The sequence below is a fragment of the Catalinimonas locisalis genome (assembly GCF_038039535.1).
Classification (GTDB): Bacteria; Bacteroidota; Bacteroidia; order Cytophagales; family Cyclobacteriaceae; genus Catalinimonas.
On sequence record NZ_JBBPHP010000075.1, the window covers coordinates 1 to 13202 of the forward strand.

Genomic DNA, 13202 nt, shown 5'->3' on the forward strand with positions numbered 1-13202 from the left:
ACATACTAATCTACCGCTAATGTCTCTGGCTGTCAATTATTTAGAGCATCATACTTTTTAAAACACCACCAAAATATAAATTATTAAAGCCATGGAAGATAGAATCTTGGGTTTGCACCACATCACAGCAATCGCCGCTTCAGCCAAAAGTAATCTGGATTTTTACACCAAAGTACTCGGCTTACGGTTACTCAAAAAAACTGTAAACTTTGATGATCCCGGTACTTATCACCTCTATTACGGTGATGAAATCGGTCACGCTGGTACTATACTAACTTTTTTTCCTTACGAAGGAAGTCGGAAAGGTAGAAATGGAAGTGGTATGGCTACGCGCATTGCTTATGCTGTACCTGAAGGAAGTTTTGATTTCTGGGTACAACGTTTTGAAAAATATAATGTCTCATACAATTCACCTGCTGAAAAGTTTGGTGAGCCTATTATTGTTTTTGAAGACCCCGATGGTTTACAGATTGAACTGGTCATTTCCAAAAATGAAGATAAACGTAAGCCATGGGTTACAGAAGAGATAGGTGCTGAGGTAGCGATTCGTGGTTTTCATGGGGTAAGTCTAAGCTTACAAAATGTGCATGCTACTGCAAGGGTACTCACTGATATATTTGATTACCAACTGCAGGAGCAGGAAGACAACCTGTACCGCTATGTAACAGATGCAGTAGAGCATGCAGCCATTGTGGATTTGATAGAATCACCTAATGAACCAAGTGGGCTGGGTGGATCTGGCACTAATCATCATGTTGCTTTCAGGGTAAAAGATGAAGAAGCCCAAATGAAGCTTCGTGAAAGGGTAGTAGAAAAAGGCCTGCATATCACCCAAAAAATTGACCGAAATTACTTCTATTCGCTTTACTTCCGTGAGCCAGGCGGTGTTCTCTTTGAGATTGCCACCGATAATCCTGGCTTTGGAGTGGATGAACCATTGGATCAGTTGGGTTCAGGTTTACTTTTACCACCACAATATGAAGCACGCAGAGCCGAGATTGAAGCAAGATTACCTAAACTTGACTAACAGTTAAGGTAAAATATAGAAAAGGTGGTTATCACTAAGAAATAAATTTTCTCAGCAGGTATCCACCTCAGCTTTGATCAAAACAGATTTTTGAAACCTTAAAATAAGAATATTATGCATGGAGATAAAATTGTAAAAGCAGGAAAAAAATTAGCAGAAGCTGACAAAGTATTGGTCATGATCCATGGGAGAGGTGGGTCAGCGGATGATATTCTTTCCCTTTCATCTTATCTGAAAGTAGATAGTTTTGCCCTATTAGCTCCACAGGCAAGCAATCATACCTGGTATCCTTATTCCTTTTTGATGCCGCCTGTCCAAAATGAACCCGGTTTGTCTTCAGCATTACAATGGTTATCCGAGATTGAGCAGGATCTGAGTACAAAGGGGTTTGACTCAGAAGATATTTATTTTGCGGGCTTCTCACAGGGAGCATGCCTTAGTCTTGAATATGCTGCACGTAATGCGAAAAAGTACGGAGGTATAGTGGCTTTCACCGGTGGACTGATAGGAGATAAGCTTTATACAGAAAATTACCAGGGAAATTTTGAACAAGCACCAGTATTTGTCGGAAGCAGTGATCCTGATCCGCACATACCTGTAGAGAGAGTACATGCTTCTGCTGAAATTTTGAAGAATATGAATGCGGATGTAACTGTAAAAGTTTACAAAGATCGGGGCCACACCATCAGCCAGCAGGAAATAGACTTGGTGAATAAATTAATATTTGTATAAACCTAAGGCTTTCGTCAATGTGAAGTTTTAGTCAGCTAAATTTTTTAAGTGATAAGTGAAATGCAGGTATTAGTGGATGCTAACGTATCAGCACATCTATGCCTGCATTTTTTTACAGAAAATATATAACTTTTCTAAAATCAGCATAGTATATTGAACAATTCTGCCTAATTGTATTTATTAAATAAAGTCATAGCTACATCAATGTAGAATTAATCGGTTTGTAGAAAATATAAAGAAATGAGTGCTAGCAAAAATGTACCCGAAAAAGTATTATCTCCTATACTTTGCTGGGATGTATATTCAATGTTTTTATCAGAAAGAAAAAGTGAAGCCCGAAAAAATGATGATTTGCGCTCTCTGGAAAAGCTGCATCAGCAATTTCACTGGCGAACTGAGTTAGAGCCCTTATTGGCTATGCCCTACGAAGCATTGGTGGTGACTGATACGCAACAAATAATTCGTTGGGTCAACGATGGCTTTGCACAAATGACAGGCTATCCAGCTAACTTTGCTTTGGGAAGACGTCCTGTTTTTCTTCAGGGAAAAAATACATCTCTACAAACTAAACAGCTTATCAGGAAAAATTTGGCTGAGAAAAAACCCTTCTCCGCAGAGATTATCAACTATCGCAAAAACGGAGAAGAATACCTTTGCCATGTAGAGATTCATCCACTCTTTAATTATAAAAATTGTCTTACCCATTTTCTGGCTTTAGAGAGAGAGACAGATCTAGTAGAGCAATAAAATACCGCACTATCGCCTCCTTTACTAACTATTACTAGCTAGTTATAAATACTAGTTTAAGCAATTGACAAAAGAGGAAGTACCTTATACCTTTGAACTTTATTTTAAATAAGTCTAAATAAAGTTTGATGAAGCAATATATACTCTCCCTAATCCTTTTTATACTTTGTCACTTGGCTATAGCCCAGCACAATACTCAAATCCGTGGCAAAGTGTATGATGCACAATCAGGTCAACCGCTGGAAGCAGTCAATGTTGGACTTTCCGGAACTTCGTACGGAGCCACTACCGATGCGCAAGGTGAATTTAGTATCAATAATGTTGCTCCTGGCAACTATACCATCATTTCCACTTCTGTAGGCTATGAAAAAAAGTCCCGGCAGATTCAGCTTACTGCCGGCCAAACCCTTGAAGTCAACTTCACCCTCCCTTCAAGTTCTACCCAACTACAAGAGGTAGAGATCATCGGGCGAAAAGAGACTTCTTATCAAAACGAAGTTTCCTTTGTAGCCTCCAAAACTGCGACTGCCCTGAAGGATGTACCTCAGGCGGTAAGCTATGTCACCAAAGAAGTAATACAGGACCAGCAGGCTTTCCGTACCAGCGAAACAGTCAAAAATATCAGTGGAGTCAACCAGTTCTCGGGTTACGATGATTTTACCCTGAGAGGTTTCAGAATGGGTGATAACCAGCTGATCAACGGATTAAGAGTTTCCGGTGGTTTCTGGAATGCACCGCTGGTGAGTAATCTGGAAAGGGTAGAAGTGATCAAGGGACCTGCTTCAGCATTGTTTGGCAATACCGATCCGGGAGGAACGATCAATAGGGTAACAAAAAAGCCATTGGATGTGGCGCGTAAGTCGGTAAGTTTTTCTACCGGAAGTTTCAATACCCTTAGGGCTGCCTCAGATTTTACGGGTCCTATGAATGAAGATGGAAGTTTATTGTATCGACTGAACTTAGCCTATCAAAGTACAGAGACCTTCCGCGACCTACAGGGAAAAACGGATGTACTGGTAGCGCCTTCAGTATCCTTTCTCCCCAATGACAAAACCCGCGTCAATTTTGATTTTGTGTACAGCGCAACATTGGGAAAATTAGACAGAGGACAACCCATTTTCGGTGCTACAGCGGGTACAGACCTCAATTCTACCCCTATATCTTTTGCGATCGGTCAGGCCAATGATTTCCACAACGAAAAGAATTTTTACCTGACCACCTCTGTCACCCATGAACTGACCAATAACATATCCATCAATGCTTCTTATCTGAAGTATGGCTATGAAGAAGACCTGCTTGAGCATCGTACTTCTAACAGCTTTGCAGTAGATGGGGAAGGCAATCAGATTCCTACCCTGATGGGTATGCAGACCATACGCAGAGAACGCAAAAGTTATAATGATAACCTTACCACCTACTTAACTTTTGATCTCATGACCGGTGAGCTAACCCATAAATTGCTGGCTGGTTATGACTTTATTCAACAATCTGTGCCAGTAGGTGGGGCTTCTGAGAATGCCCGTGGTTACAGAAATGCTTCCAATACCGGTGCGATCAATAATTATGATCCTGCTAACAAAGAGCTGTATCTGCTGGATGCCAACGGAAATCCGGTGCCCAATGTGCCTCACTTTGATCTGGTCAATCCCAGCTATACCATTGGGAATACCAGTAACTATTTCACTACTTCCACTCCCGTAGCACCCACCCGCTACTATTCTAACGGTATTTATGTGCAGGATCAGATCAGCTGGAGAAAGGTGCAGCTACTGCTGGGACTTCGTCAGGAGTTTTATCAGGATTACCTGAACTTCAAACAGAATGATGAAGAGCAGGTAGATCAGCAGGCGCTAATCCCCAGGGTAGGCATTGTCTATACCCTTACCCCTCAGGTCAATCTATATGGTACCTATGTGGAAGGCTTTCAGCCCCAGAGTGCAGGGGTGATTGGTAGTCCTGATATTTTTGGAGGTCCATTTGATCCTCTTACCAGTGATATGATAGAAGTGGGTGCCAAAAGCACATGGTTTGATGACCGGCTTACTACTAATCTGGCAGTCTATCGTATTGAGCAAAACAATATTCTGGTCAATGCCAATGATGCTGGTAATCCTGAGCTGCTTGAGCAGCGCGGACAGGAAGTGGCCAAAGGCGTTGAGTTGGATGTGATTGGCAACATTCTGCCCAACTTCTCTGTCATTGCCAACTATGCATTCAATGACGCTGAGATTACTGAAAGCGATAATGAAGAGCTGATCGGTCTGGTGAAGGAAAACGCTCCCAAGCATCAGGGTGGTTTTTGGGCACGCTATACCATCGCCAAAGGAAATTTGCAGGGAGTTGGATTTGCTCTGGGAGGTAATTTTGTAACCGAGCGCAGAACTTTTGATGCTACACTTACGCTGCCAGGCTACACAGTTTTTGACGCAGCTATTTATTATGAAGTGAATAAGTTTAAGATTTCCGCTAACTTAAATAATGTGCTGGACAAGACTCACTGGGTAGGAGGATACAGCTATACTCGTTTGTATCCGGGAGCGCCTCGCAACTTTTTGGTAAATGTAGCTTATACATTTTAGATGAAGCGTAAAAAGATTTTTAATAAAGATACCTTATTCAAAATCCACGGCTGGGTGGGAATGAAGCTGAGCATACTACTTTTTGTAGTATGCTTTTCCGGTACATTGGCAGTGCTGAGTCATGAGATGGACTGGCTGTTCAACCCTGACATGAGAGCGACGCCCTCTCAGGAATATGCTTCCTGGAATAAAATTGTCAGCAACATAGAAGAAGCTTTTCCTGGCGGAAAGATCACCTACTGGCAGCGAGCCCGAGAGCCCTATCTGACGGATTTGATTTATGTTGTGCAGGAAGGTGATCTGAAGTATACCTTTGCCAACCCATATACCGGCGAAGTGCAGGGTAGCGCCGATGTGACCTTTCAGCGCTTCTTTCGCGATCTGCATTACTATCTTTTTATTCCCAATCAAATTGGGCACTTTATTGTGCTATTTTTTGGCTTCGTCATCCTCATCTCCCTGCTGACGGGTATGTTTTATTATCATGACTGGTATAAAAAACTATTTGTACTCAAGACCGGGAAAGGAAGCAGAGTCTTTTACAGCAGTCTGCATAAGCTGACAGGAGCCTGGTCTATCCCCTTTATGATACTGATCTCGGCTACTGGCATCTGGTATTTTATTGAAAGAGCTGATGTGGCCAATGTATCTGAACATATGGATGAAGAACGGCCTGCTATTCCTGAAGCTGCATTGGCTCAATATGACACCACGGCCCGCATTGACTATGATCGCTGTGTGGCTATTGCCCAGCAAACCATACCCGGTTTGAAAGTAAAAGGCATTCAGGTACCTGCCAATCCCCGGCAGGCAGTGTATTTGTCAGGGACTTCTGATGTACCCCTGGTGCGTTACCGGGCCAATCGGGTGTACATCAACCCCTATACTTATGAAGTAATGAAGGTGCAAAGGGCTGAAGAAATTAACACCATCACCTGGCTCAACGACATTGCGGACCCGCTGCACTTTGGCTATTGGGGTGGCTTGCTGACCAAACTGATCTGGTTTGTATTAGGGCTAGGCCTTTCTTCTCTCATATTAACAGGCCCCTGGTTATATCTGAAGAAGCGGATGAAACAATCAAGACTACAGAAAGAAAGGAGGCTGACACATGGGTAAATGGTTATACATCAATATACTCTTACTGCTGGTGAGTCTGGTGTTTATGTACCTGCACTTTGCTACTTACTATCAGCCTCCCTGGCATGTTTACGTGCTTGCCAGTCTTTTTTGTATCATTTTGTACGGCTTAGGACATTATGTTTTTGTTTACAAAATGAAAGTGGAAGTCAGACCTGCAAAACAGGTGGAAACCAAAGCATCGGTACAGGCAAACCCGAAAGCAGAGAGACCAAAAGTGGTTCTGAAAAAAGAAAGACCGAAAGTAGATTTAAATAAGAAAAACAATAATAAGCATGACAAATGATAAAATTGGTTTATTCTATGGTTCTGACACTGGTTATACCGAAGGGGTAGCCAATCAGATTCAGGAACTTGTAGGAATATAGAAGTACACGATATCAATCGGGCCAAACCCGAAGATTTTGCCCCGTTTCAGCGCATCATCATCGGTCTGTCTACCTGGCATGATGGTGAACTGCAAAGTGACTGGGATGCCTTCTATGAAAATTTCAAAACCATAGATTGGTACAGTCAAATCCGAAAGCAGAGAGACCAAAAGTGGTTCTGAAAAAAGAAAGACCGAAAGTAGTTTTAAATAAGAAAAACAATAATAAGCATGACAAATGAAAAAATTGGTTTATTCTATGGTTCTGACACTGGTTATACCGAAGGGGTAGCCAATCAGATTCAGGAACTTGTAGGAGCATCCAATATAGAAGTACACGATATCAATCGGGCCAAACCCGAAGATTTTGCCCCGTTTCAGCGCATCATCATCGGTCTGTCTACCTGGCATGATGGTGAACTGCAAAGTGACTGGGATGCCTTCTATGAAAATTTCAAAACCATAGATTTTAACGGCAAGACAGTAGCTTTTTTTGGGTTGGGCGACCAGATCGGTTACGCAGAATACTTTATTGACGGTGTAGGTATTCTGGGAGATGTAGTCTATGACAATGGCGGACAAATTGTTGGGGTGTGGCCTACGGACGGTTATGACTTTGAAGTTTCCAAAGCAGAATTTCAGGAAGGCTGGTTCTTAGGCTTAGCCATAGACGAAGATAACCAGCCGGAAATGACCGTAGAGCGTGTAGAAGTATGGGTGCAACAGATCATAGAAGAATTTGCCGAGGTTATGAGTAGTGAGCAAGCCTGAATTAAATAGCTTCTTGAGTGATCATTTTTTCTACAGGAAAGCTTACTGAGACAGTGGTGCCTTCTCCTTTTTTACTTTTCAGGGAGATGGAGCCCTTCATTGCCTCTACCTGTATCTTAGTCATGTAAAGCCCGATGCCTTTACCCTCATACCTGTTGTTGAACCGCTGAAATAGTCGGAATAGCTTTTTTTCTGCATACTGCATATCTATGCCAATTCCGTTATCAGATACTTCAATCACTACCCTTTTATCTACCAGTGTACAGTTGACATGTACATAATCTTGCTCTGCTTTTTCTTTTCGGTACTTTATTCCATTATGGATAAGATTATAAATAATACTGTATAAGTAAGCCTTAACTCCCAGGATGATCACTTCCTGTAAAGGCTGAACTACCATAAGTTTAACTTTTCTTTGCTGACATTCTTCAGCCAAATCACTGACTACCTGTTTTAAAGTCTGGGTGAGACTGATGGCTTTGAGGGTATCTTTGTTCTTTCGCATTTCCATGATACCTGCCAAATCATTAATAATAGAGTCTAGTTTCAGTACACTCTGGTGAATATTCTCAATGATCAGCTTATCTTTATCATTCTCCTGCTCTGGCAATAAACCAAGTAAACCTTTCAAACTGGCGACAGGTCCTTTCAGATTGTGGCTGGTAATGTAACTAAACTGTTCCATCTGCTGATACTGCTGCCGTAACTCTTCATTTTTCTGGTTCAGGTCTGCTGTTCTTGCTTCAACCCTTTTTTCCAGTGATTTTTTCAGTTCCAGCAGTTCTGATCTTTGTGTTTCTAGCTGATTGTTTTGTTCTGATAGTAAATTCCCCTGAGCCAGAAGCTCCTCGTTTTGAGCCAGAATTTCATTGTTTTGTTCTCTGATTTTTACAGTTCTATCTTGAACTGCCTGTTCTAGTTTTTCATTTTTTTTCCGGTAGTTGCGTACCCGCAGATGGTTATATCCTAAGCCTAGAGCTACCAACCCCAATAACAAGCTGGCGAGAAACCAGGCTCTTTGCCAGAGAGGAGGACGTATAGTAAAACTCAGCACAGCCATATCCTCTTTCCATCTTCCGTAAGGATCAGTGCAGTTGATGAAGATCTCATACTTTCCCGAACTCAGATTGGTTAAGTTGATATGATTGATATTACCATTGTCAATGAAATCTTCCTGCGCTCCCAGTTTGTAGCGATAGCGTACGGCAGACGAAGTATTAAAAGATACTGAGGTAAACTCTATTCTTAAGTTTTGCTGATCAGGCTTAAGTAAGAGGCTTTCGTTGACCCAGTCTGATTTTTCCAGACGTGCCTGGTTTATCCAAACATTGGTAATGAATAACCTGGATGAATTTGGTGCTGTAAGTAAGTCCTGGGGAGAGAAATAGCTAATGCCATTAATCCCACCGAAAAACATTGTTTCATTCCCTGATTTAACATATGATCCGGTATTAAACTCATTGCTTTGCAGGCCCTGGTCAGCGGAAAAACGGATAAGCTGCTCTTTTTCCCTCTGGTAGCAAACGAGTCCATTATTGGTGGACATCCATAAATTATTGGAGTCGTCTTCTAATATACCGTAAATTGTCTTGTTGGGTAGCTGCTCATTCAGTTTAAACAAATCAAAGACCTTCCTCTCCTCATCGTATTTATACAATCCATTACCCCAGGTTCCTACCCACAACACACCCTGTGAATCTTTGAAAATACATTTGATCTGGGTGGGATAGGGTGTTTCATTTTTCTCTACTACTTCGTAGCTGTCCAAAGTAGGAGATACTTTATACAATACTCGGTCTGACCCTACCCAGATTTGGTCCTTTTCTACCAGTATGCATCTTAAGGGTTCATTTTCAGGAAGTAATTGCAGGCGTCTGTAGGTATAATCTTCAGGGTTGTAAACAAGCAACCCTTTGTTTCCATAGGCAGTAGCCACCAGTACTTTGCCGTCTGGTAGCAAGGCCATATCAAAAATCCGAAACCTCTCTACTCTCATCTTCACGGTCTTATCCAGTTCCAGCAAACCTTCTTCTGTACCCAAAAGAATTTTGCCATCTCCTAAGCGAAGAAATTTATTGACCAGTCCGGTTTTGATTTCTGACAGGTCAATTGCCCTTAATTTTTGGGGAGGGTAGGTGGTAAAGTCAAAAATGTCTACGGTGTTACGGGTTCCGGCATACAACAGCTCATCTTCTACATACATGCCAGAAGCATAGTGATCACTCAGCGAGTTTGCATTGTAAGGGTTATAGGATATGGTAGTGATAGAAGAAAGGTATTTGTTGTACTTATCTATCCCCAGTCCATTAGTACCTACCCAGACGGTGCCATCATCAGTGGTGTATACATCGGTAGTGTAAGCAGTTGATAATGAATATTCGTCAAAGCGATCGTTTTGTAAAACCCTGTGCAGGCTATAATCCGGGTTTAGAAGGTAAATGCCATCACCACTTATCCAGATTCTTCCTTCCTGATCCTCGGTAATGTCTACATTGAAGTAGATAGGCTTTTCAGTAAATTGAACCACTTTTTTGAGGGATAGATCCTGCCCTAAAACAAATAGCTCAGTCTTGGTAACAAAAAGCAAATCCTGAGAAGTCTGGTAAAAGGCTTTGCAGTCTTTGAGGGTATCACTGAGTAGGGGAGTTAGTGTATCCTCCGCTTCGCTATATTTAAACAAGCCTTTCTTCGTACCTAGCAGAATGCTGTTGTCAGCTAAACTTTCTGCAAAAGCGATTGCGGTTTCATCCATAGGAGAAGGTTTTGTCCACTCCTGAGTGGATGTATGAAATATCCACAGCCCATCCTGGGTAGCGATCAGTAAGCGATCATCCTTAAGTTGTAAGTGGTTGCTTGTAGGAAACTCCTGCCTGAGATTGGGAGGAGAGTAATTGTAGAACCTCTCCTGGATTGGGTCAAAATAGCTTATTCCTGAGGCCGTAGCGGCCCAGATACCCCCCTCTGGGTCATTACATACGGCCCAGATAATATTATTGGCGATACTGCCGGAGTCACGCTCTGCATGACGGTATATCTGAAAGTTGGCTCCATCGTACTGATTAAGGCCATCACGGGTAGCTATCCACAGATAGCCCTGAGTATCCTGGGTGAAAGAATATATGGCGGATTGACTTAAGCCCTCTTCTACTGAAATATGATTAAATTTGATCTGCGCACATAAACTTAATGGAAAAAGGATAAGCGTAAGTACAATAAGCTTCATATACGAGGGTAAATATTCGGGGTTCAATATAAGAAAACCATTCAATTAACAACCATAGTCTGATACAAAAGCACTTTCCAAACTCAGATTGCCATTTTGTTGCACTTAAAATATTACTTATTTCACAAGTACTCACTATTTTTACTTGCAAAATAGTATCTCAATAAAGTATCTATCTGACTTATTTTGTCCATTAGGATAGTCTTGATTTTAACATTATGTAAAGCTTGATTTATCTTTTTATGAAGATTACACTCCTCAGAAAAAATGCTCAAGATCAGGACTTCATCAGTCTGGTAAAAATGCTGGATAATGAACTGCTCGGGAGAGACGGAAAGGAACATAACTTTTATGCTCAGTACAATACACTCAGCAGTATTAAGTACGTAGTGATGGCCTATGATAAGAGCCAGCCAGTAGGCTGCGGAGCGATCAAAGCATACAGTCCCCAGGCTATGGAAGTGAAACGTATGTATACCCTGCCAGCGGCCCGCGGAAAGGGAGTGGCCAGTCTTATCCTTGCCGAACTGGAAAAATGGGCCGGAGAATTAGGCTACACGAGCTGCGTACTGGAAACCGGCAAAAGACAGCCGGAAGCCATCCGCCTGTATGAAAAAAATGGCTACCGACAGATTCCTAACTATGGCCAATATGTCAATGTGGACAATAGCGTTTGCTTTGAGAAAATATTGTGAATTTTGTGATTACCTCATGGGTTTTACTATTTTCAGCTCAGTTTTATTCATACACAATACTATCACCATGAAATACGCTTTCCTAACTGTGTTACTTTTTTGCCTGTTTGGCCTTTTAGAAGTGCAAGCCCAAAATCAAGAGCAGCAAAATCAAAACAACGCTCCGGATACTTATCAGTCAGGCTTTGACAATCCGGCTATGAAAAAAATGTTTGTGCAGACTGTTCAGATGATGGCAGAAAGTACGCCTAAATATTATGAAACTTCAGATGAGCTGACAAGAATAGCTAAGTTGAACAAAAAATATTACGATACATTAGTGGAAGCAGGATTTACCGAAGAATAAGCGATCAAAATTGTAAGTGAGACCTCCCTATGAGCGGGGGGAGGTAAACAGTAATAAATTCATCTGCTTATTTTCATTCTGATTGATAAAGTCTATTTCATGACATTCAGCAGTAGAAAAGACACATTGTTCAGCAGCGTGATTTTGGGCACCTGCCTTCTCCTCCTGGCCTGCATGGGATATTACCATATCAACACTGCCGCTGGCTTTTTTAAACTGTTTTGGGTAGATCTGCTGATCCTGGGAGTAGTGGTGCTGCTTTTCTGGATTTATTTCGGTACCCGCTACGAACTGAATGCCCAAGCTTTCCAATACAAAAGTGGTCCTTTAAGAGGTACAATCCCCCTTGAGCAGATCAGAGAGGTGGTCAGAGATACTACCCTGTGGGTGGGATTCTATAAGCCGGCTACCGCCCGTAAGGGGCTGATCATCAAATTCAATCAGTACGACGAAATCTATATCAGTCCGGAGAACAATGATATATTCATCAACAAATTGCTGGAACTGAAAAGCGATATCAGGATCACTCAGGGAGCCAATGTTAAAGCATAGCACAGTAGTTCAGCCTTCATATAATTGCACTTTATGTCTATACAGGTCCTGCCGAATAATCATTTGTCAAAATACTATTTTATAATAAGTATAATAAGTGAACAATGTCCTAAGCAATCTGTTGATCAGAGTAAGTAATGGGTAAAAAAGGTATAAACCTCAAAACCGTTGGGGTTAACCAATATTGTTTGTACTCATTTAAGATGGTCAGGCAGAGTATCTGTCGCATCATTAATTATTTTTTGAACTTAAAAAACGAAACATGAAGAAGTTAACAATTATTTGTAGTCTGATATTTTTCTCAACATCGGCTTTCGCGCAGGATGCAGAAAGTGTACAAAATCTGGACGCAGCCCTCAAAAGTTATAGTACTTTTGACTGGGTTTCTGATATAGAGGATATTCCCAGTGATAAAGCTTTTGTAGGACCGGAAGGAGTACTGATCTATAATAATGAAAGCACCCGGAGTATGATTAAAGAAGCGATTGTCACCAATCTGCAATCCAAAGGATATACGCAATCTGAAAGTGATGCGGATATGCTGCTTGGGTTTCAGGTGCTGGAACAGGAAGCAGATTTTAAAACCTATACGGGTTACGAGACCATATATATGGGACTGGATACGGTACGTGCCGAAGATAATGCTGAAACAGTAACCGTAGGTCCCGGAACACTGATCATCAATATTACAGATAAAGAATCAGGTAAAGTAGCCTGGCAGGGATATGCTCCCGGTGCTTTAAATACCGAGACCGCTAAAAACGAAGAGAGTATTAAATCAGCAGTATCTGAAATACTAAGTGAATTTGATTATTCTGCTTACGGTAAGTAAGCCGTCAGACTAGCTTGACTGAGCAATATAATTTACAGTAAAGGAAAGCCGCAGCCATGGGTTGTGGCTTTTTTTATGTCTAGTGGTTTATCCCGTTTGAACTGGCGTGTGTTCCACGCTGGGCGATTTCTATGGATTAAGCAAGCACCGGTATATAGTTTTTTTCATATTTCCGGTTATCTCTAACACAA

General features: G+C 41.6%; 12 protein-coding genes. 11 read left to right on the forward strand and 1 reads right to left on the reverse strand.

From position 1 onward, the window contains the following. Positions 1-91 precede the first annotated feature (91 nt). From WJR50_RS33260 to WJR50_RS33290, 7 genes are all read left to right on the forward strand, one after another. Positions 92-1027, forward strand: coding sequence for a ring-cleaving dioxygenase (locus tag WJR50_RS33260; RefSeq protein ID WP_341297641.1), 936 nt, complete (start codon positions 92-94; stop codon positions 1025-1027). Between the two features lie 114 nt (positions 1028-1141). Beyond that, positions 1142-1759 (forward strand): alpha/beta hydrolase, encoded by a 618-nt coding sequence (locus WJR50_RS33265; protein WP_341297642.1) that lies wholly within the window; start codon positions 1142-1144, stop codon positions 1757-1759. 240 nt (positions 1760-1999) lie between these two features. Then, complete coding sequence (locus tag WJR50_RS33270; RefSeq protein ID WP_341297643.1) at positions 2000-2506, forward strand: PAS domain-containing protein; 507 nt, start codon at positions 2000-2002, stop codon at positions 2504-2506. Between the two features lie 128 nt (positions 2507-2634). After that, positions 2635-5085 (forward strand): TonB-dependent siderophore receptor, encoded by a 2451-nt coding sequence (locus WJR50_RS33275; protein ID WP_341297644.1) that lies wholly within the window; start codon positions 2635-2637, stop codon positions 5083-5085. Continuing rightward, a complete protein-coding gene (locus WJR50_RS33280; protein ID WP_341297645.1) occupies positions 5086-6204 on the forward strand; it encodes a PepSY-associated TM helix domain-containing protein in 1119 nt (372 codons plus the stop codon). It begins immediately after the preceding gene. Next, positions 6197-6511 carry a hypothetical protein gene (locus WJR50_RS33285; RefSeq protein WP_341297646.1) on the forward strand — a complete coding sequence of 105 codons (315 nt, stop codon included), beginning with the start codon at positions 6197-6199 and terminating at the stop codon, positions 6509-6511. The genes WJR50_RS33280 and WJR50_RS33285 overlap by 8 nt, the downstream gene beginning before the upstream one ends. 312 nt (positions 6512-6823) lie before the next feature. Then, positions 6824-7363 carry a flavodoxin gene (locus tag WJR50_RS33290; RefSeq protein WP_341297647.1) on the forward strand — a complete coding sequence of 180 codons (540 nt, stop codon included), beginning with the start codon at positions 6824-6826 and terminating at the stop codon, positions 7361-7363. Between the two features lies 1 nt (position 7364). On the opposite strand, the gene WJR50_RS33295 is transcribed toward WJR50_RS33290, so the two are convergent. Next, positions 7365-10586 carry a two-component regulator propeller domain-containing protein gene (locus WJR50_RS33295; protein WP_341297648.1) on the reverse strand — a complete coding sequence of 1074 codons (3222 nt, stop codon included), beginning with the start codon at positions 10584-10586 and terminating at the stop codon, positions 7365-7367. A gap of 242 nt (positions 10587-10828) precedes the next feature. Here WJR50_RS33295 and WJR50_RS33300 point away from each other — a divergent pair, with 242 nt between their 5' ends. The 4 genes from WJR50_RS33300 (at position 10829) to WJR50_RS33315 (ending at position 13011) form a co-directional block, all read left to right on the forward strand. Beyond that, positions 10829-11281 carry a GNAT family N-acetyltransferase gene (locus tag WJR50_RS33300; RefSeq protein ID WP_341297649.1) on the forward strand — a complete coding sequence of 151 codons (453 nt, stop codon included), beginning with the start codon at positions 10829-10831 and terminating at the stop codon, positions 11279-11281. 67 nt (positions 11282-11348) lie between these two features. Further along, positions 11349-11627 carry a hypothetical protein gene (locus WJR50_RS33305; protein WP_341297650.1) on the forward strand — a complete coding sequence of 93 codons (279 nt, stop codon included), beginning with the start codon at positions 11349-11351 and terminating at the stop codon, positions 11625-11627. 99 nt (positions 11628-11726) lie between these two features. Then, a complete protein-coding gene (locus WJR50_RS33310) occupies positions 11727-12179 on the forward strand; it encodes a PH domain-containing protein (protein WP_341297651.1) in 453 nt (150 codons plus the stop codon). A 262-nt stretch (positions 12180-12441) separates the two neighbouring features. Continuing rightward, complete coding sequence (locus WJR50_RS33315; RefSeq protein ID WP_341297652.1) at positions 12442-13011, forward strand: DUF4136 domain-containing protein; 570 nt, start codon at positions 12442-12444, stop codon at positions 13009-13011. Positions 13012-13202: the final 191 nt, after the last annotated feature.

Excerpts from the sequence above, each read along its gene's own strand:
- WJR50_RS33260 (WP_341297641.1), top strand. The coding sequence starts at position 92 with ATGGAAGATAGAATCTTGGGTTTGCACCACATCACAGCAATCGCCGCT.
- WJR50_RS33265 (WP_341297642.1), top strand. The coding sequence starts at position 1,142 with ATGCATGGAGATAAAATTGTAAAAGCAGGAAAAAAATTAGCAGAAGCT.
- WJR50_RS33270 (WP_341297643.1), top strand. The coding sequence starts at position 2,000 with ATGAGTGCTAGCAAAAATGTACCCGAAAAAGTATTATCTCCTATACTT.
- WJR50_RS33275 (WP_341297644.1), top strand. The coding sequence starts at position 2,635 with ATGAAGCAATATATACTCTCCCTAATCCTTTTTATACTTTGTCACTTG.
- WJR50_RS33280 (WP_341297645.1), top strand. The coding sequence starts at position 5,086 with ATGAAGCGTAAAAAGATTTTTAATAAAGATACCTTATTCAAAATCCAC.
- WJR50_RS33285 (WP_341297646.1), top strand. The coding sequence starts at position 6,197 with ATGGGTAAATGGTTATACATCAATATACTCTTACTGCTGGTGAGTCTG.
- WJR50_RS33290 (WP_341297647.1), top strand. The coding sequence starts at position 6,824 with ATGACAAATGAAAAAATTGGTTTATTCTATGGTTCTGACACTGGTTAT.
- WJR50_RS33295 (WP_341297648.1), bottom strand. The coding sequence starts at position 10,586 with ATGAAGCTTATTGTACTTACGCTTATCCTTTTTCCATTAAGTTTATGT.
- WJR50_RS33300 (WP_341297649.1), top strand. The coding sequence starts at position 10,829 with ATGAAGATTACACTCCTCAGAAAAAATGCTCAAGATCAGGACTTCATC.
- WJR50_RS33305 (WP_341297650.1), top strand. The coding sequence starts at position 11,349 with ATGAAATACGCTTTCCTAACTGTGTTACTTTTTTGCCTGTTTGGCCTT.
- WJR50_RS33310 (WP_341297651.1), top strand. The coding sequence starts at position 11,727 with ATGACATTCAGCAGTAGAAAAGACACATTGTTCAGCAGCGTGATTTTG.
- WJR50_RS33315 (WP_341297652.1), top strand. The coding sequence starts at position 12,442 with ATGAAGAAGTTAACAATTATTTGTAGTCTGATATTTTTCTCAACATCG.